Annotated in this window: 21 protein-coding genes; 10 read left to right on the top strand and 11 right to left on the bottom strand. The window is 32.9% G+C overall.

Features of this window, described 5'->3' with window-relative positions; genetic code table 11:
- Positions 1–18: 18 nt before the first annotated feature.
- Genes pstC through phoU form a run of 4 tightly spaced genes read left to right on the top strand, consistent with a single transcriptional unit; the run spans position 19 to position 3,273 of the window.
- Positions 19–894 (top strand): phosphate ABC transporter permease subunit PstC, encoded by an 876-nt coding sequence (pstC, locus tag MMARC5_RS02475; RefSeq protein ID WP_011868257.1) that lies wholly within the window; start codon positions 19–21, stop codon positions 892–894.
- Between the two features lie 12 nt (positions 895–906).
- A complete protein-coding gene (gene pstA / locus MMARC5_RS02470) occupies positions 907–1,773 on the top strand; it encodes a phosphate ABC transporter permease PstA (RefSeq protein ID WP_011868256.1) in 867 nt (288 codons plus the stop codon).
- Between the two features lie 18 nt (positions 1,774–1,791).
- On the top strand, positions 1,792–2,547 hold the full coding sequence (gene pstB / locus MMARC5_RS02465; RefSeq protein WP_011868255.1) for a phosphate ABC transporter ATP-binding protein PstB: 756 nt from the start codon (positions 1,792–1,794) through the stop codon (positions 2,545–2,547).
- Positions 2,548–2,571: 24 nt separating this feature from the next.
- Positions 2,572–3,273 carry a phosphate signaling complex protein PhoU gene (gene phoU / locus MMARC5_RS02460; RefSeq protein ID WP_011868254.1) on the top strand — a complete coding sequence of 234 codons (702 nt, stop codon included), beginning with the start codon at positions 2,572–2,574 and terminating at the stop codon, positions 3,271–3,273.
- Here phoU and MMARC5_RS02455 read toward each other — a convergent pair.
- Both MMARC5_RS02455 and MMARC5_RS02450 read right to left on the bottom strand, forming a co-directional pair.
- The gene (locus MMARC5_RS02455; RefSeq protein WP_011868253.1) at positions 3,270–3,677 is read right to left on the bottom strand and encodes a winged helix-turn-helix domain-containing protein; all 408 of its coding nucleotides are present in this window, start codon (positions 3,675–3,677) and stop codon (positions 3,270–3,272) included. The genes phoU and MMARC5_RS02455 overlap by 4 nt on opposite strands.
- 218 nt (positions 3,678–3,895) lie before the next feature.
- Positions 3,896–5,083, bottom strand: a complete 1,188-nt coding sequence (locus MMARC5_RS02450) for an acetylornithine transaminase (RefSeq protein ID WP_011868252.1) — start codon at positions 5,081–5,083, stop codon at positions 3,896–3,898.
- 151 nt (positions 5,084–5,234) lie between these two features.
- Here MMARC5_RS02450 and MMARC5_RS02445 point away from each other — a divergent pair, with 151 nt between their 5' ends.
- Genes MMARC5_RS02445 through MMARC5_RS02425 form a run of 5 tightly spaced genes read left to right on the top strand, consistent with a single transcriptional unit; the run spans position 5,235 to position 8,415 of the window.
- A complete protein-coding gene (locus MMARC5_RS02445; RefSeq protein WP_011868251.1) occupies positions 5,235–5,810 on the top strand; it encodes a phospholipase D-like domain-containing protein in 576 nt (191 codons plus the stop codon).
- Positions 5,807–6,451: a TfuA-like protein gene (locus MMARC5_RS02440; RefSeq protein ID WP_011868250.1), complete on the top strand. Its 645-nt coding sequence runs from the start codon at positions 5,807–5,809 to the stop codon at positions 6,449–6,451. The genes MMARC5_RS02445 and MMARC5_RS02440 overlap by 4 nt, the downstream gene beginning before the upstream one ends.
- A gap of 49 nt (positions 6,452–6,500) precedes the next feature.
- Positions 6,501–6,947 (top strand): aspartate carbamoyltransferase regulatory subunit, encoded by a 447-nt coding sequence (gene pyrI / locus MMARC5_RS02435; protein ID WP_011868249.1) that lies wholly within the window; start codon positions 6,501–6,503, stop codon positions 6,945–6,947.
- 52 nt (positions 6,948–6,999) lie between these two features.
- On the top strand, positions 7,000–8,088 hold the full coding sequence (sucC, locus tag MMARC5_RS02430) for an ADP-forming succinate--CoA ligase subunit beta (RefSeq protein WP_011868248.1): 1,089 nt from the start codon (positions 7,000–7,002) through the stop codon (positions 8,086–8,088).
- Positions 8,089–8,100: 12 nt separating this feature from the next.
- Positions 8,101–8,415, top strand: a complete 315-nt coding sequence (locus tag MMARC5_RS02425) for a hypothetical protein (RefSeq protein ID WP_011868247.1) — start codon at positions 8,101–8,103, stop codon at positions 8,413–8,415.
- Here the strand turns inward: MMARC5_RS02425 and MMARC5_RS02420 are convergent, their stop codons facing one another.
- The 9 genes from MMARC5_RS02420 to MMARC5_RS02380 all read right to left on the bottom strand — a co-directional run bounded on the left by MMARC5_RS02420 (position 8,416) and on the right by MMARC5_RS02380 (position 16,374).
- Positions 8,416–8,685 carry a signal recognition particle subunit SRP19/SEC65 family protein gene (locus tag MMARC5_RS02420; RefSeq protein WP_011868246.1) on the bottom strand — a complete coding sequence of 90 codons (270 nt, stop codon included), beginning with the start codon at positions 8,683–8,685 and terminating at the stop codon, positions 8,416–8,418.
- 14 nt (positions 8,686–8,699) lie between these two features.
- The gene (gene corA, locus MMARC5_RS02415) at positions 8,700–9,650 is read right to left on the bottom strand and encodes a magnesium/cobalt transporter CorA (RefSeq protein WP_011868245.1); all 951 of its coding nucleotides are present in this window, start codon (positions 9,648–9,650) and stop codon (positions 8,700–8,702) included.
- A gap of 11 nt (positions 9,651–9,661) precedes the next feature.
- Positions 9,662–10,771, bottom strand: a complete 1,110-nt coding sequence (locus MMARC5_RS02410; protein ID WP_011868244.1) for a DUF373 family protein — start codon at positions 10,769–10,771, stop codon at positions 9,662–9,664.
- Positions 10,772–10,820: 49 nt separating this feature from the next.
- Positions 10,821–11,975 carry an oligosaccharide repeat unit polymerase family protein gene (locus tag MMARC5_RS02405; RefSeq protein ID WP_011868243.1) on the bottom strand — a complete coding sequence of 385 codons (1,155 nt, stop codon included), beginning with the start codon at positions 11,973–11,975 and terminating at the stop codon, positions 10,821–10,823.
- The gene (locus MMARC5_RS02400) at positions 11,962–13,035 is read right to left on the bottom strand and encodes an oligosaccharide repeat unit polymerase family protein (protein WP_011868242.1); all 1,074 of its coding nucleotides are present in this window, start codon (positions 13,033–13,035) and stop codon (positions 11,962–11,964) included. The genes MMARC5_RS02405 and MMARC5_RS02400 overlap by 14 nt, the downstream gene beginning before the upstream one ends.
- 4 nt (positions 13,036–13,039) lie before the next feature.
- The gene (locus MMARC5_RS02395) at positions 13,040–13,795 is read right to left on the bottom strand and encodes a TrmB family transcriptional regulator sugar-binding domain-containing protein (protein ID WP_011868241.1); all 756 of its coding nucleotides are present in this window, start codon (positions 13,793–13,795) and stop codon (positions 13,040–13,042) included.
- A 61-nt stretch (positions 13,796–13,856) separates the two neighbouring features.
- Positions 13,857–14,795 carry a transketolase family protein gene (locus MMARC5_RS02390; RefSeq protein WP_011868240.1) on the bottom strand — a complete coding sequence of 313 codons (939 nt, stop codon included), beginning with the start codon at positions 14,793–14,795 and terminating at the stop codon, positions 13,857–13,859.
- Between the two features lie 52 nt (positions 14,796–14,847).
- On the bottom strand, positions 14,848–15,507 hold the full coding sequence (gene rpe, locus MMARC5_RS02385; RefSeq protein ID WP_011868239.1) for a ribulose-phosphate 3-epimerase: 660 nt from the start codon (positions 15,505–15,507) through the stop codon (positions 14,848–14,850).
- Between the two features lie 15 nt (positions 15,508–15,522).
- Entirely contained in the window at positions 15,523–16,374 is an 852-nt protein-coding gene (locus MMARC5_RS02380; RefSeq protein WP_081430836.1) for a transketolase, read from the bottom strand.
- Between the two features lie 306 nt (positions 16,375–16,680).
- On the opposite strand from MMARC5_RS02380, the gene MMARC5_RS02375 reads away from it, so the two are divergent.
- Complete coding sequence (locus MMARC5_RS02375) at positions 16,681–17,733, top strand: M42 family metallopeptidase (RefSeq protein ID WP_011868237.1); 1,053 nt, start codon at positions 16,681–16,683, stop codon at positions 17,731–17,733.
- Positions 17,734–17,802: the final 69 nt, after the last annotated feature.

Raw genomic sequence — 17,802 nt, 5'->3', positions numbered from 1 at the left:
CAGTTATGGTGAAACAAGATGCATAAAAAAAATATTGGCGAATCAGTCCTTGAAAATATATTGAAATTGAGTGCACTGTTATCAAGCGTAGTTATTTTCTCAATGGTTTTGTTTTTGATAATCAGCAGTCTTCCTGTTTTTTCAGTTGTAAGTCCGTTTGATTTTGTATTTGGACTTGACTGGTCACCAAATTATGACTCTTACGGAATCTTCCCGATGGTTGTTGGGTCATTTTTGGTAACAGTACTTGCACTTGTATTTTCTGTTCCATTGGGAGTTGGATGCGCCATATTTTTAGCAGAACTTGCACCAAAAAAAGTTCAAAATATATTGAGACCATCAATTGAAATTTTAACTGCGATTCCGTCAGTAGTTTACGGTTTTGTAGGGATGGTTTTACTTGTTCCTTTAATTAGAGATGTTTTTAACACAAATCCAGGATACAGCTGGCTTGCTGCATCAATTATTCTTGGAATCATGATTGTTCCAACAATTACTGTACTTTCAGAAGATGCAATAAACTCTGTTCCGTCACAATTAAAAGAAGGAAGTCTTGCAATGGGTGCTACAAGATGGCAGACCATAAAAAAAGTAATTCTTCCAGCTTCACTTAGTGGAATACTTTCAGGTGTTATTTTGGGAATGGGTCGAGCAATTGGAGAAACGATGGCAGTTTTAATGGTTGCTGGAAACTGGCCACTTATTCCAACATCAATTTTCAACCCCGTTAGGCCATTAACATCACATATTATATTGAATATTAAAGAAGCAGCCTCAGGAAGCCCGATCTACTATGCAATGTTTGCAACAGGGTTAGTACTCTTTATAATGGTTCTTTCGCTCAATTTAATTTCCCAGTACATTGATAAAAAATACAAAATAAAATGGGACTAGTAAGGTGGAACTTTGAATAACTCAAAAAAAGCCAAAATCGAAGAAAACATTGTGTTTGGTATTTTTTACCTGTTTGCATTTATTGTAATAGGTATTTTATTTACAATCGTAGGCTATGTCTTTATTAATGGAATTGGCGCAATCAACATGGAATTTTTCTTTGGAGATTCAAACCCAATAAACGTGATTTTAGGTTCTGAAAGATGTTTTGATGGAATCTGGAATTCCATACTTGGAACCCTTGCATTAGTCCTCCTTTCAATCCTTTTATCAATTCCGTTCGGAGTTTTTGGTGCAATATACCTCCATGAATATGCATCAGATAATAAACTAACAAGAGCAATTAGATTTTCATCAGACAGCCTTGCAGGACTTCCTTCAATTGTGTTTGGTATTTTTGGATACGCTCTTGCAATAAAAACGGTTGGTCCATCCCTTCTTATCGGGGGACTTACCCTCTCATTCATGGTTCTTCCAATTATAATGAGAGCGACAGAAGAAGGTCTAAAAGCAGTTGCACCAGGACTTAGAGAAGGAAGTCTCGCAATTGGGGCCACAAAATGGCAGACAATCACAAAAGTGGTAATCCCTTCAGCACTGCCCCAAATGATTACTGGAATTATCCTTGCAATGGGAAGAAGTGCAGAAGAAACTGCCGCAATCATGTTTACCGCAGCTACTGCATTTTCATTTGGAATTGGATTATTCAACAGGGTGGAAACCCTTTCGTTTAGTTTATACGTTCTTGCAACAGAATATTCTACTACAGAAGAACTTCAAATGGCATACGGAATTGCACTAGTATTAATTGCAATCATGTTCATATTATTTACAATTGCAAATATCGTTAAAAATAGATTCAAACTCATGCAGAGCTAATTAAAATTTGGTGTGACTATGAAAATCAAAATGGAATCAAAAGATGTAAATTTGTGGTACGGAGAAAAAAAAGCGCTAAATGATATAAATCTGCCAGTTTACGAAAATAACATTACTGCACTGATCGGTCCGAGTGGTTGTGGAAAATCTACCTTCTTAAGATGCCTTAACAGAATGAATGACTTAATTTCAGGAGTTAAGATTAATGGAAAGATAACTCTTGATGAAAAAAATATTTACGACAAAGATGTTGACGTTGTTGAACTTAGAAAACGAGTTGGAATGGTATTTCAAAAACCAAACCCATTTCCAATGAGTATTTACGATAATATCGCATACGGGCCAAAAATACATGGAATTAAAGACAGAAATGAACTCGATGAAATCGTTGAATGGACATTGAAAAAATCTGCACTATGGGACGATGTAAAAGATGACCTTAAAAAATCCGCATTAAAACTTTCTGGTGGCCAACAGCAGCGGCTCTGTATTGGAAGAACCATTGCAGTAAAACCTGATGTAATACTGATGGATGAACCGTGTTCGGCACTTGACCCGATTTCCACGCTTAAAATTGAAGATTTAATGGTTGAATTGAAAAATGAATATTCAATAGTAATTGTAACACACAACATGCAGCAGGCTAGTCGTGTTTCAGACTACACTGGATTTTTCATGCTTGGAAATTTGGTAGAATTTAATAAGACTGACAAATTATTCGTTGAACCTGAAAACAAAAAAACTGAAGATTATATTAGCGGAAGATTTGGATAATTAAATTCAAAATGGGTGATAAAAATGGCCAGAACTGCATTTTCAAACCAAATGAAAGAAGTTGAAGATATGATTTACGAAATGTCTGAAATGTGTGCAATTGCTTTGGAAAATTCAATAACCGCATTTATAAACAATGACATTGAACTTGCAAAAGTTATCAAAGCAGGAGACGATGCTATTGATCTAAAGGAAATGGAAATTGAAGAGAAGTGTATCTCATTTATGGCAACACAGCAACCTGTTGCAAGCGATTTAAGAGAAATGATTACAATGATTAAAATCATATCAAAACTTGAAAAAGTTGGAGATATGGCATCAAGAATTGCAAAAATAACCATAAAGTCTGAACACGACACATTGAGATCAAAAAATGGAAGCATGTTAACAATCATGGGCGAAATTCTTGATAAAATGCTTAAAAATTCGATTTCATCATTCAGAAATAGGGATTTAACTGTTGCAAAAGAAACTTACCTTGAAGATGGTAAAATAGATGAACTCTACAAAGTACTCTGCAGAGACATGACAATAAACATGATTGAGAACCCAAAAGTAATCAGTGAAGCTGGTGACTTTATCGTTGTTGGAACATACCTTGAAAGAGTCGGAAATTTGTGTGGAAGTATCGGAGATAGAGTTGCATTCATGATTACCGGAGAAAGATTAAAAGAAGAAGAATTTGAGAAAATATTGAAAAAAACTACAAAAAAGTTGGAAAATTAATCCTTATATTTTTCATCAACTACTATTTTTACAGGAACAAATGGAATTTTGAGCTCTTTTGACTCAAGCCTTTTATCAACCATTATCAAATCATTTAACTTTTCCTGAATGCTTTTTGAAATTTTTCTAACGATTTCTGAAGGTGCTGCCGCAGTATAGAGGTACGGTTTTTTACCTAAACCCTCTTTATCCATTTTTTCTCTTGAAACATATCCTGTGTTGTACATATCAAGTATTGATTCTCGAACTGTTGATGGGTAGATTCCTGTTCCATCAGCAATTTCGTCAACTGTACTTTTGTTGTATTTTCTTAAATATATGTAGATCTTTGCTCGAACTTCACTTGACATTAGATTTGCAAGATTTTCGATTAGCTTTCGATCTACGTTTTCGATAGAATTCACTAATATCGCCCCACTCTAATAAGCTAATTTAAAAATTTAACCCAATATAAAATAGCCATTTAAAGCGCCCCCACTTCAAAAGACTTAATTATATATTTTAAAAATGTGGGATATAAAGTTTTTGTATTGTCAACTATCATTGAAAAACAGTTTTGATCAAATTCGATCTTATGTTGATTAGTTTTGGGCATAATAACTAAATTAAAAAGAGAAAAAAGTTAAATTTCGGAAAATACTTCGTCAAGAGCCGAAATTATTGAATCGATGTGTTCTTTTTCAACGATTAACGGAGGTAAAAACCTCAAAACTGTATCAGAAGTGCAGTTTATTAAAAATCCTTTTTCGAACATTTTCGAAACTATATCTGATCCATTGAATGTTAATTCCACCCCAACCATTAATCCTAACGACCTGACTTCTTTTATGAAATCATATTTTTCTTCCAATTTTTTTAATTCAGATCTAAAGTATTCCCCCATTTCAAGCGTATTTTCTAAAAGTCCTGAAATTACATCAATTGCAGCGTTAGATGAAGCACATGCAAGCGGATTTCCACCAAATGTGGTTCCGTGGCTTCCAGGGGTAAATGCATCTGCAATTTCGCTTTTTGCAACCATTGCACCAATTGGGAATCCTCCACCAAGCCCTTTTGCAAGCGTTACAATGTCAGGAACTACCCCGTACTGTTCATAGGAAAACATAGTTCCAGTTCTTCCCATTCCACACTGTACTTCATCAAAAATTAAAACGATATTATTTTCATCGCATAATTTTCGAACTGCTTTTAAATATTCCTTGTCTGCAGGGTGGATTCCACCTTCCCCCTGAACTGGTTCAATCATTATTGCAGCTGTTTTTTCTGAAATTCCTGCGTTCAATGCTTCGATATCGTTGAAGGGAATGTAATTAAAACCTTGTGGTAATGGTTCAAACCCTTCCTGATATTTTGCTTTAGGAGTTGCAGTAACTGTTGTAAGGGTTCTACCGTGGAAAGCGTGTTCCATTGTAATAATTTCCCCCTCTTTACCTTTTTTTTTACCGTATTTTCTTGCAAGCTTTATTGCAGCTTCGTTTGCTTCTGCACCGCTATTACAGAAAAATGCTTTATCTAATCCGCTTAAATTTACGAGTTTTTTTGCTAACTCGATCTGTGGAACATTGTAATATATATTTGAAATGTGGATTAAGGTTTGTGCCTGATTTTTAATTGTTTCAACAACCTTGGGGTGGCAGTGCCCGACGTTATTTACCCCAATTCCTGCAAGAAAATCAAAATATTCTTTTCCTTCAGTATCAAATACGCTCATTCCTTTTCCTTTTACAAGGACGACTGGAACTCGGCCGTAAGTATTTATAACGTATTTTTTCTCATCCAAAATAATTTGTTCTTTTTCTAAAGTGCTCATTCTAACCACCAAGACAATCAAATCAGTCGTGTGATAAATAAATCATGATTCAAAATTATTTAATAGTACCGAGTTTAAAAATATATTGTTTTTGAAAATAAGTTTTGTAATTTTCACTACCGATAATTATTCAACGAATCAGAGGATTAAAATGACGTTTGATCTAACCAGCATGTTTGAATATTTAGCAATTATAAACACGATAATCCTCGTAATTTTAGGTTATATACTCATAATGTTGTTAAAACTTGTAAAATCTAATTTCGAATATTCAAGAAGTTTAACCTGCCCCGAAGACAGGATTGAAGTATTAAATGACGAAAAATACTATTATTATGTTTTAAATCGAATAAAATATGCTAAAAAAGAAATCGACGTTATCATGTTTTCGATATACTTAAATCCAAAGATATCAGAATTAATCGATGAACTTGTAAATGCGAGAAAGCGTGGAGTCATGGTTAGAGTAATTCTTGAAGAAGAAGTAGGATCAAATATTCTAGCCCAGAGCAAGCTTTCAAGCCAGCATATCATGGTAAAATTCCACGATTCTAAGAAAACACATAATAAATTAATAATTTTGGATGATACAGTCATTGTTGGAAGCCACAACTGGACTGATAAAGCCCTTTTTGAAAATAAAGAATCGGGAATTGCAATATCGAACGAAAGTGTTCTTAAAGAGGAAAAAGAATATTTCGAGTCATTGTGGAGGTCTGTCGAATGAAAATAGCTATTTTTTCCAAACTAACTATCAAAGAAGATCAAATAAGAAAAAAAATGGATGGGCTTGACGTAGATATCTATCCCCCAATAAAACGGGGAGATTTGACGTCTAAAAAAATTTTTGATTATGATATTATTGGGATAATCGATGGATGTTTCTTGCAAAATACCGCGGTAGCCCATAGGGAAATTTTAAAGGTCATTCAAAATAACACAACAGTATTTGGTGCAGGTTCAATGGGGGCACTTAGGGCTTCAGAACTCGACACCTGTGGAATGATTGGAGTTGGTTCGGTTTACTCACTATACAAACACGGAATAATTACGGATGATGATGAAGTTGCAGTTACTTTTGATGATAATTTAAATCAGATCACATTTTCAATGATCAGCTTTAGGGAAATGATCAACAATGCATTGAAAGATAAAATAATCGATGAAGATGATTCTAAACGATTGATTAATTCTGGAAAAAAACTTTATTATCCACTTAGAACCTTTGAAAATGTTATTGAAAAATCAGGAATTTCTGGAGAAAAAAAGGAAATTTTAGAAAAATATCTTAAAAATCAGCCAGACATAAAAAGAAATGATGCTTTAGAGATGCTTGAAGAAATTATAAAATATGTTGAAAAACAGTAATGATTTAAAACAGTTTTTTAATAGTTATATAAAAATATCTGGTGAAGTCATGAAAATGGAACTTAAGGTAAAACCCATTGAAAATGGAACTGTTATCGACCATATCAGTGGCTCAAAAGCCTTGAAAGTTTATAAAATCTTAAATATCGAAGAAAAACTCCCAATAACCCTTGCACTAAATGTACCCTCAAAAAAAGGCGTTATGAAGGATATCCTGAAAATTGAAGGGCTTGAACTTACAAAAGACGATGTAAATAAAATTGCGCTAATTTCACCAGATGCGACGATAAACATCATAAAAGAAGGAAAAGTCATAAAAAAATTTAAAGTAGACCTCCCAAAAAGAATTGATGGAATAATAAAGTGTACAAATCCAAACTGTATCACGAATAAAGAGAATATTGAAGGCAAATTCTCGATTGAACAGAAAAACACGTTAAAAATCAGATGCGAATACTGCGAAAAATTCATTAATTCAATTATAATCTCAAAATAAACACGTAATCAAATTTTCAGTAAATATTGTTAACAAACCTGCGGTGATTTTTATGAAATTGCACGAATATGAAGCAAAGGAAATTTTTAAAGAAAATGGAATCCCTGTTCCAAAAAACAAACTTACATGCGGTAAAGTCGACAGTATCGAGTACCCTGTCGTTATAAAAGCGCAAGTATTAGTCGGTGGAAGAGGAAAAGCTGGCGGAATATTATTTGCAGATAATTTAGATGATGCAAACAAAAAAATTGAATCATTGATTGGAAACACAGTAAAAGGAGAACTCGTTGAAAAAGTACTCCTTGATGAACAAATTAAAATTGCAAAAGAATACTATGTTGGCGTTGTTGTTAACAGGAACGAAAAAAACAATGTTGTCATATTTTCAACAGAAGGTGGAGTAGATATTGAAGAAGTGGCTTCAAAAACTCCCGAAAAAATAATAAAATTACCGTTAGAATCTGGAAAAGAATTTTTACCATACCTTGCAAGAGAAATGCTCAAAAAAGCAGGCATTCCGAGTGCAGAAATTCCAAAAGTTGCGGATGTTTTATGCAAAGTTTACAAAGCATTCAAAAACATGGATGGAATTTTAGCTGAAATAAACCCGTTGGTATTTACCGAAGATGGAAAAATCATTGCTGCTGATGCAGTTTTGAATATTGATGACGATGCGTACTTTAGACATAAATACGATAAATTTGAAGAATTTAAAAAACAGGAAAAATCCGAATTTGCATATGTTGAACTTGATGGGGACATTGCAGTTATTGGAAACGGTGCAGGACTCACCCTTGCAAGCATGGACATTGTAAAAGAGTTCGGCGGAGAACCTGCATGTTTCTTAGATGTTGGTGGCGGTTCCAATAGAGAAACTGTAAAAAAAGCACTTTTAAAAGCAACTTCAAGAAAAAATGTTAAAGGAGCGTTTATCAACATTCTTGGTGGAATTACAAGATGCGATGAAGTTTCACTTGGAATTGTAGATGTTTTAAAAGAAAATCCTAACCTCAAGTTTGCAGTTAGGATGATGGGGACTAACGAAGAAAAAGGAAGAAAAATTCTATCTGAAAATGGAGTAAGTTTCGAAAATTCAATGGAAGGGGCTGCAAGAGCACTTACTGAATTAATAAACAGTTAAATGTGATTTTGCATGTTTAATATCCGAAGAAAAAAACAGGAAACCGTTTCAAGGGATAAGTACGAAGATATTAAAAAAATATATCTTGAATCTAAAAAATCTTATCTCGAACTTGAGGCAAAATACAAACATGAATTGTACACGAATGGCCAGTTAAAAAGTGAACTAAGTCGAAAAAACGTAGAACTTGAATATTTAAATCATAAATTAAATGAACTCTATGAAAAATATAGAGATCTTTCAAAAAATTACGAAAAACTGGAAAATAGAATTAAATTTCTCCTTTCGGAACTTGAAAAAAAACATGAGCAAGATTCTGAAAAATAATTATCCCATATTTTTACATATTTCTTTTAAAATTTGTAATTTTGAAGTACGTTTATCCGCTTTTACTTTGATATATCCACAAATTTCCCATGGATCCTTTGGATAACTTTTTTTATGTTCAATACTGTATTCCAAACCCATTTTTTTTAGTTTACCTGCAATATCTTTTAATTTCGGGTTTTGTACTGCAAATTCTTTTGGAACTTTCCTACCTTCGTTTTTGGTCCTTTTTAAGTCAATATATGCGGGCCATATAATCATTTCTTTCATTACTTTCACCGAAATTATTTAATCCATTTTTCTTTTACAAACGTGTGGATAATTATCATTATAACTACAATGGATATTGCAGAAATTATCCAGAATCCATAAGGATGCTCTGAAAGAGGCATGTATTTAAAATTCATTCCATATATTCCTGTAATCCACATTGGGACTGCAAATAATGCAGTAACCATTGTGAGAATTTTCATTACCTGATTCATCCTTATGTTTTCAATCGAAAGCGACATGTCCATCATTGACGATAAAAGCTCACGGTACGTTGTTTCCATGTCAATTAACTGCAAAATATCATAGTAAAGATCTTCGAATTCCCACCGATCTTCCTGAGTGGTTATTGAAATGTATTTTCTTTTTAAAACTGAAATAACATCCTTGTTTGAAATAAGCGCCTTGTGGAAATATACGAGCATTTTTCTAAGCTGTAAAATTTCTTCAGTCATGTTTTTATTCTGTTCCTGAACGATTCTGTCTTCTAAAACATCGAGTTGATCTTCAAGGTTTACGAGAATTCTAGAATAACTTATTGTAATCTGGTTTAGTATCGTGTATATAAAAAATCCTTTTCCTTTATCAAGAAGTGTTTTTGGTTTTTTTGTTTTTACAAGGTTGTAAAGTCGCCCAATTGATTTAATTTTATCCGCATGAATTGTCAGTATTATATTATCTTTTACATAAATTCCAAAAGAAGTAGTTGTGATGTCTTCTTCAAATAAAGGAGCTTTAAAAATAATTGTATAGTAGTTATCTTCTTCTTCGACCCTTGGAACTTCCTGTTCATCGAGCCCAAGACTTAATTCATCAATTTCTATACCCATTGTTTTTGAAAGTTCTATCAATTCTACGTCTGAAGGATCATAACAATCAATCCATATGAGATCGTGTTCTCTATCCATTTGGTCCAGATTTAAAACTTCAAATGATCCTTTGTTGTAACCTAGAATTTCAAGCATGAGTTTCACAACTATTCGGTATTCAGCTTTTCCTTGTTTTTAGGTTCATGAAATAATACAACAGACAATACTATCAATACAGAAACATATGCCAAAATATACATTACAAGACCCGTAAATTCAACAGCATATCCATTTAAATAGCCTGATGAAACTATCAACATTTGTCTTAACATAAACGCTAAAATTACGTTGAAAAATAGTCTCTTTAAAAGCCGGAGTATACTTTTTTCAGTATGTATCAAATCATCTATAAAGTGAACAAGCACCAATAACACAAAACCCAACGTTAAAGGATTTGCAATATTTAGCAGGAATTTTCCAAAGAATATCGTTAATTCTGGATCTACCGAAACTCGGTAAGAGTAGAGTATTCCAACAAGAAGTATCAAAAATCCCAAAATATTTCCAAAAGGAGATAGTTTTCCAACTTCGAGACCTTTTTTACTTTCAGTAAGTGTCTTTTTGAGGGATTCTACTAATCCAACGCCCTCAGATAAGATGTAAATTCCAATAAGTCCTGCAATTATTCTCCAGCCCAGATCTGAGAATATCGCATAAAGAATCATTGCAAATCCGATTGAGGTAAATATTAAAGGAATGTACTGGGACATTGTCTTTTTTATAAATTCTTGTACAAGGTAGTACGTTGATTCGAGAGATTCGTTCTGTTTAATTACGATTCTCTTTTTCCAAACGAAAATATCTTTTAACTCCAAATATTTCAAAACCATTTCGTCTTCTTTCCCATCTGAAACGAGATATATGAAATTAGGTTCATAGAGATAAATTAAAAAGTCAATCTGTTCCTTAATTTTAATTGCACATACCTCTGATTCAATATCTATATCCCCAGAAATTGTTGCAATTTCAACATCTTTTCCTTCTTTTTTTAGATGATCATAGTGCTGAATTCCACCAAGCATTGAATTTACATCACTGTCCCCAGGGTCAGTCAATCCAAGCTTCACAGCTGCATTGATATTATCCTCCCTACTTAAAATTGGAGTCCTGATATTTGCCTTCCTTCCGACATCGTCATCCATGTCGACAACAATAACAAGATACTTTTTATCTTCGGGAACGTTATAATCTTTTCCGATATCCTTTATTGATACCATTATACCACTTTAACACTGAAATAAGAAATAAATATACTTTTTTAAACGATTAGGGTTTTTTCTGCAGATTTTCTGAAACATACAAGAACGTTAACATGGTAACTAAAAAACCGTAATTAATGCCGATTTCACACATTGATAACAATACGGCACCATAAATAGAATATATTTTAGTATCGCTCTTTTTATATATTAACTTACTTATTATTCCAAATATTAACGAAAAAATTAAGCTGTAGTAACCCAGATCAAGATAAATCGGGCCAAACATGGTTGAAGTAATATTATGTGTGTAACCATGAATTATTTCACCAATTAACGACTCGCCACCAGGTGTAAATGCAATTTTTCCACATAATGCCGTAGGGTACAATATAATCTTTTCTAAAGTCATTAAATCAAAATAGGCCCTGTATGACATGATTTCTAAAAAATTAAGGCTCCATGATTGGCCTGATGAAGAAAGTATCGATTTTGCCATTATTCCTAAAAATGGTATTGTAAAAATTCCAATTAAAAATATTTTTTTTGCATTTATTTTGTTTCTTTTATAATTATAAAGCAAATATGCAACGATTAATACCAAAACATTTGCTTTATAGCCCGTTACTGCCAAAATTGCAAAAGATACCATAAAATATCCAAAATTAAAGAGACTTGCAAATGTAAGCGCACCTGATGAAATTAATCTCAATGGATCGTTTGAAATTGCCATTCTAACTGTATAATCGGTAATTGGAACGCTTCCATGAATTAAAATTATTGCAATGAATGAAATTACCCCGATTAAAAACATGATTTTACTTATTTTTTCAGAGTAATAATATTTCATAAATACGTGTAAAATCAAAAATACAAGTCCTGAAAAGAGTATCGCATTTATAACACTTGCTGAAAGTACAAATACTCCAAAGAACATGGAAAATCCAAGTAAAATTCCAGAAATTAATTTTAAATTTAATTTACCTAATTTCAACGTCTTTTCAAAATTTATAAAAAATGGAATTGAAAAAATAGCTAAATTTCCAAATACGACCAATATCATTTTTAAAAGGGAATCTATTCCAAATTTATCAAAATAAGGAATTGCGAGTAAGAATATCAGCATGTGCCCCAAAAAAATTATTACTATCGGGTTATCAAGTCCAAGTCCATATTTTTCTCTGAAATAATCTTTAAATCTTTCAAAATTATTTTTTAGCATTTAAAATCCCCCGAAAAATCCCGTAAAATGTCATAATTATACCTAATGCATACATTACAACCACATCTAAATCCAAAATCCCAGTTTCAATTCCAACGATTAAGTAAGAAACCATTATTGAATAAAATCCAAGATATAAACCTTTTAATTTACTTGAAAGATTATTTGAAAGCCCCATTAAAAGCCCAAAAATTCCAAAATATGGAACAAGCCCTATCATTCCAAAATCCATTAAAACTGCACCAAATATTGTTGGCGTGATTGTAACCCCCGTTACCCCAATACTGTTTGCAATTAATGTTCTTGGACCATAGTTTGAACCAGCAATTAATCCGTACGATGAAAATATGGCGTTATGGATAACTCCTTGGAAATTACCGTTGAAATTCTTAACGATAAGATCAAATATACTCATTGTAAGGTCTATCCTTGAAATTAGGGGATTTCCACCAATATTTAATATATAATGTCTTAAAAATGAGAGTCCAAATATAACAAATGCAAGCCCGATTAATGAATAGATCATGAGTTTATTTTTTATTTTTTCGGAATAATACATTGCAAAGATTGTTGAAAGTAATAACACCACAACTTGCGTACGGTATCCTAAAAGTACTATTAAAGCAGAAAATACACCCGAATATAAAAATATCTTTTTATTGCTTAATTTTGAACTTGAAACCAGTATTGCCCATCCAAGGGGGAGCGTGTGTGAAAATCCCGTATAAATAACGCTTAAAAATTTCCTGGATGCCGGATCGAACAGAGGCACTCCCCTAACCCATAAAAGATCCATTATCGTAAAAAAAATTCCAAATAACATTAAAAAAAGTCCTATTTTTTCATGAAGTTTATAATTTACTTCGTAAGGTTTAAAATCCAATTTTTTAAAGATATTCTGCCCTGCGATAAATGAAATATAAAAAAATACTGAAGAAAATAATACAATGCATGCAGACATTGCACTTACATTTGATAAGAGTACGAAGAGGCAGGATAAACCAACAAATATGTGGTGCGGTCCGATTTTTTGTGAATTAAGTTCCAAAAACTTCTTCATACTATTACATCCAGGTTATAAGTTTTGCATTGTTATAATTTTCAGTGTTTATCTCGTTACTTGATTCTTCGACAATAATATTTACTTCCATTTTTGATGTAACAATTTTTTGAGGATTTATTAAACTATCTAAATTTTTTAAGTCATCCAAATTAAACGTTCCTTTTAAAATAAGCCCTCCATCCACAAAACTCATTTTTGGGAGAGCTGTTTCGTATTTGAAATAATTTATAACTTCAAGTTGCTCTGTCGGTGAAAAAGTATCTGCATCGATTGCAAATGAACCATCGATATCGACTTCGAGAACCGTTAAATCGTCACCAATATCTGCATAAACAATATCACATATTTCTGAAAATGAAGTTCCATTTATTGATTCCAAGTTGTACCTGATTATCGTGTTTCCTAAAGGCACCAGATATATTTTGCTTGCAGCAATATCTTCTTTTGAAGCAAGTTTTCCACCGATAGTCATTTCTTTATTGTCATAAGCAACGGTAAGAGTTCCACCACTTGCAGCTAAAATTTGTACTCTATCAGAGAATTCTAAACTGTCAGCAGTCCATGTTCCATCAATATCTGCATAAAGAGGGAAACCTTTAAGCATTATATTTTCAGAAATCCATGCACATTTGTACATTTCTTCCCCATCAAATGTATACTCCGCTGATGTCGGGCTTAAAAAGTTATATCCGATTGCAAGGGCAGTAACCAAAACTGAAATTAAAACTAAAAACTCTAAAATTCCGATTTTTTTCATGAATCTAACCCCTTTTAAAAATTAAAAATAAAAATAATTGTTTTTAAAAGTAATTTAAAAATTATTTTTTGTATGCGTTCAATACTGTTTCTGCAATACTTTCTGAGTCAAGTTTATAATATTTCAATAAATCTCCTGCTTTTCCAGATTTTCCAAACTCGTCATTGATACCAATTCTAAGGAGTTTTTTATTTAATCCTTCTTCTGCAATAACTTCAGAAATTGCACCACCAAGTCCTGCGACAATACTGTGGTCTTCGATTGAAACTATGAAATCTTTTGAATTTTTTATTGCATCTTTATCAATTGGCTTTATTGTTGCAATTGCAATGACTTCTGCAGATATTCCTTTTTCAGAAAGTATTTTTGAAGCGTTGATTGCTTCTGGAACGAGTTCTCCTGTTGCAATGAGTGTAATATCAGTTCCTTCTTTTAAAATTCTTGCTTTTCCAAACTCGAATTTTGCTTCTTCTTCGTTTTCAAAAATTATTTCAGTATTTCCTCTAGGCATTCTTACATATACTGGACCTTCGTAAGTTGCAGCCCACCTAACAGCACTTTTTGTTTCCAAATAGTCAGATGGCGATATTACAATCATTTTTGGGATTGCTCTCATTATTGCAATGTCTTCAGTCATTTCGTGAGATGCCCCATCTTCACCAACGGTAACGCCACTGTGTGTTGCACATATTTTTACATTTAAACCAGGATACGCGATAGAATTTCTAATCTGCTCCCAAGCTCTTCCTGTTGCAAACATTGCAAAAGTTGATGCAAACACAGTTTTTCCAGTTCTTGAAAGTCCTGCTGCCATACCCATCATGTTCTGTTCTGCAATTCCTGCATTGAAAAATCTTTCAGGATATTTTTTAGCAAAAATGCCTGTTTTAGTAGAACCTGACAAATCAGCGTCAAGCACCACAATATTTTCATTTACTTCACCAAGTTCGGCCAGCGTTTCACCGTAAGCCTCCCTCATTCCTTTTTTTTTTCCGTTCATATAATTCACCACAGACTTGTAAACGTCATTATATTTCTTAATTTAATTTAGGTTAAATTTTAAAGTTTGCAGAATTTCTTAAATCATTTACTGCTTTTTTAACATCTTCCTTCCCATATATTGCTGAAGCTGCAATTAATGCGTCTGCCCCTGCTTCAACAGCTTTTGGTGCAGTTTCCAGATTAATTCCACCATCTACAAAGATTTTTGTATTGTAGCCTTCAGTCAATATTTTGTTTTTTAAATTATCTATTTTTTTAAGCATTGGATTTATAAAAGACTGCCCTGAAAAACCTGGCTCAACTGTCATCACCAAAACACCATACAGATTTTCTAAAACGTATTCCACGTTACCGATTGGTGTTGAGGGATTTAATGCAACTATTGGCTTTGCGTCGTGTTCTTTTATCATGTCAACAGTTCTAAATAAATATTTGCTGGATTCTGCGTGAAATGCAATTATATCTGCAGCATCTGCCAGTTTAGGAATAAATAACTCGGGATTTTCAACCATTAAATGTACGTCAATTGGAACGTCAGTTATACTTTTCAAATAGTGGGGAACCCTAAGCCCCATACTTAAGTTCGGTACAAAGTGTCCGTCCATTATATCAACGTGAAAGAAATCAATATTTCCTTCTTCGGCTTTTTTTACTTCTTGTTCCATATGCCCGTAATCTGCAGAAAGAATGGATGCACCAATCATTACCATTTAAATCACCACTAATTACTGAAGTTCTGTAAGTGCTTTTTCAAGTTCTTCGTTATTTGGAGCTTTTCCGTGGAATCCAACGTTATTTTCCATGAATGATACGCCTTTTCCTTTTATTGTATTTGCGATAATCATTTTTGGCTTTCCGTTTTTCATTGTTTTTGCGAGTTCCACCGTTTTGATAATTTCTTCATAATTGTGACCTTCGATTTCAAATACATCAAAACCAAATCCTGAAAATTTAGCCTTTAAATCTGCAAGACACATTACATCTTCAGTGCAGCCGTCAATCTGGAGTTTGTTTCTATCAACAAAACCAATTAACTTATCGAGTTTGTAGTGTGCCGCAGCCATTGCAGCTTCCCAAACCTGCCCTTCTTGACATTCTCCATCCCCTAAGAGAACGAAAACGTTATTTTCATATTTGTTTAATTTGCATCCAATTGCAACACCAACTGAAGATGAAAATCCCTGGCCTAATGAACCAGTATTTACCTCAATTCCAGGAATTTCAATTGTCGGGTGTCCTTGTAAAAGAGCTCCGATTTGTCTTAAGTTCCATAATTCTTCTTCTTTAAAATAGCCTAAATCTGCGAGTGTTGCATAAAGTGCAGGACATGCATGACCTTTACTTAAAATAAACCTATCTCTTGATTCCAATTCTGGATTTTTTGGATCATAACTCATAACATTGTAATAAAGAGCAGTAATTATATCAATTGCTGAAAGGGATCCTCCAGGGTGCCCAGATTCTGCAAGTCCAATCATTTTTACAATATTGTATCTTAAACTTTTTGATTTAGCAGCTAATTCTTCAAAAGTCAAGTTTTTTGTGTTTTTCATTCTTTTCACCGATTTTAAAAACATGAATTTTTAAATCTGTTTCGTTTTTTCTGTTGATTTTACCAATAATAGCAATAATATGAAAAATAAAAATAAATCGCCAACAAACAAGTTAGACATGTTAAAATATTATATCTCTGAGAATATTAATATTACAATCCATTGATAACATGAATATATCGGATGCATTTATAAATTTTTTGTATTGTCCACTTGTTAAATATTATTTTTCAGAAAATATCAGAAATACAGTTTAAAACAATCATATTTAAATCATAGAATAGATATCATTATGAAAATTGAGTAGTTAAGAAATAAACTGGTGATTTTATGAGTACACTCGATTATTTAAAGATTCTCGCAACAGAAAAAGGAATTTCTGGAAGAGAAGATAAAGTAAGAGAATACATGGAAAAAGAACTTGAAAAATACTGTGACAGCATTGAAACAGATAAATTTGGAAATTTAATTGCAAAAAAAGGATCAACTGGTCCAAAAATTATGATTGCATCACACATGGATGAAATCGGACTTATGGTTAAGTTCATCGATGACAAAGGATTTTTAAAATTTACAAAAATTGGTGGAATTAACGACCAGATGCTTTTAAACCAGAAAGTCATCGTTCACAGCAACGAAGGCGATATTGTTGGTGTTTTAGGTTCAAAACCACCTCACAAAATGAAAGAAAGCGAAAGAAACAAGTTAATTTCTGCTGAACACATGTTTATCGACATCGGTGCAAAAAATAAAGAAGATGCAGAAAAAATGGGTGTTGAAATCGGTACTGCGATTTCATTCAAGTCTGAATTCGACAACCTCGGTGGAAACGTAGTTTCATGTAAATCATTTGACAACAGGGCAGGCTGTGCAGTTGTTTTGAAAACCATGGAATTACTTAAAGATATGGATTTAAAATGTCAGGTTTACGCTGTTGGAACCGTTCAGGAAGAAGTTGGATTAAAAGGTGCAAAAACATCTGCATTTGGAATTAATCCCGATATTGCATTCGCACTTGATGTTACAATCTGTGGAGACCACCCGGGAATTAAATTAGAAGATGCACCAGTGGAACTTGGAAAAGGCCCTGTTGCTACAATCGTAGATGCATCTGGAAGAGGAATTATTACACACCCAACAGTTTTAAGAATGGTTAGAGATGTTGCAAAAGCAGATGAAATTCCTGTCCAATATGAAGTTGGAGAAGGAGGAACTACTGATGCAACTGCAATCCACTTAACAAGAGATGGAATTCCAACAGGAGTTATATCCGTTCCTTCAAGATACATCCACACACCAGTTGAAGTTATTGATACAGAAGACCTTGAAAAAACAACCGAACTCGTTGTTGCGTGCATTAAAAAAGTACACGAATACTTTTAATTTCGATTAAAAATCTATTTTTTAATTTTTAGGATATTAAAAAAATTTAAAAATTTAAAATAAAACAAA

The organism is Methanococcus maripaludis C5 (assembly GCF_000016125.1).
GTDB lineage: Archaea > AGJL01 > Methanococci > Methanococcales > Methanococcaceae > Methanococcus > Methanococcus maripaludis_D.
Note: the sequence above shows the minus strand (reverse complement) of the source record. Positions and strands in the feature narration are given on the sequence as shown.

Bases quoted from the DNA above. Each gene is read 5' to 3' on its own strand.
- MMARC5_RS02450 (WP_011868252.1), bottom strand. From the start codon at position 5,083: ATGAGCACTTTAGAAAAAGAACAAATTATTTTGGATGAGAAAAAATAC.
- MMARC5_RS02410 (WP_011868244.1), bottom strand. From the start codon at position 10,771: ATGGTATCAATAAAGGATATCGGAAAAGATTATAACGTTCCCGAAGAT.
- MMARC5_RS02375 (WP_011868237.1), top strand. From the start codon at position 16,681: ATGAGTACACTCGATTATTTAAAGATTCTCGCAACAGAAAAAGGAATT.
- corA (WP_011868245.1), bottom strand. From the start codon at position 9,650: ATGCTTGAAATTCTAGGTTACAACAAAGGATCATTTGAAGTTTTAAAT.
- MMARC5_RS02420 (WP_011868246.1), bottom strand. From the start codon at position 8,685: ATGAAAGAAATGATTATATGGCCCGCATATATTGACTTAAAAAGGACC.
- pyrI (WP_011868249.1), top strand. From the start codon at position 6,501: ATGAAAATGGAACTTAAGGTAAAACCCATTGAAAATGGAACTGTTATC.
- phoU (WP_011868254.1), top strand. From the start codon at position 2,572: ATGGCCAGAACTGCATTTTCAAACCAAATGAAAGAAGTTGAAGATATG.
- MMARC5_RS02425 (WP_011868247.1), top strand. From the start codon at position 8,101: ATGTTTAATATCCGAAGAAAAAAACAGGAAACCGTTTCAAGGGATAAG.
- rpe (WP_011868239.1), bottom strand. From the start codon at position 15,507: ATGGTAATGATTGGTGCATCCATTCTTTCTGCAGATTACGGGCATATG.
- MMARC5_RS02400 (WP_011868242.1), bottom strand. From the start codon at position 13,035: ATGAAGAAGTTTTTGGAACTTAATTCACAAAAAATCGGACCGCACCAC.
- MMARC5_RS02395 (WP_011868241.1), bottom strand. From the start codon at position 13,795: ATGAAAAAAATCGGAATTTTAGAGTTTTTAGTTTTAATTTCAGTTTTG.
- pstB (WP_011868255.1), top strand. From the start codon at position 1,792: ATGAAAATCAAAATGGAATCAAAAGATGTAAATTTGTGGTACGGAGAA.
- sucC (WP_011868248.1), top strand. From the start codon at position 7,000: ATGAAATTGCACGAATATGAAGCAAAGGAAATTTTTAAAGAAAATGGA.
- MMARC5_RS02445 (WP_011868251.1), top strand. From the start codon at position 5,235: ATGACGTTTGATCTAACCAGCATGTTTGAATATTTAGCAATTATAAAC.
- MMARC5_RS02380 (WP_081430836.1), bottom strand. From the start codon at position 16,374: ATGTTTTTAAAATCGGTGAAAAGAATGAAAAACACAAAAAACTTGACT.
- MMARC5_RS02405 (WP_011868243.1), bottom strand. From the start codon at position 11,975: ATGCTAAAAAATAATTTTGAAAGATTTAAAGATTATTTCAGAGAAAAA.
- MMARC5_RS02390 (WP_011868240.1), bottom strand. From the start codon at position 14,795: ATGAACGGAAAAAAAAAAGGAATGAGGGAGGCTTACGGTGAAACGCTG.
- pstC (WP_011868257.1), top strand. From the start codon at position 19: ATGCATAAAAAAAATATTGGCGAATCAGTCCTTGAAAATATATTGAAA.
- MMARC5_RS02440 (WP_011868250.1), top strand. From the start codon at position 5,807: ATGAAAATAGCTATTTTTTCCAAACTAACTATCAAAGAAGATCAAATA.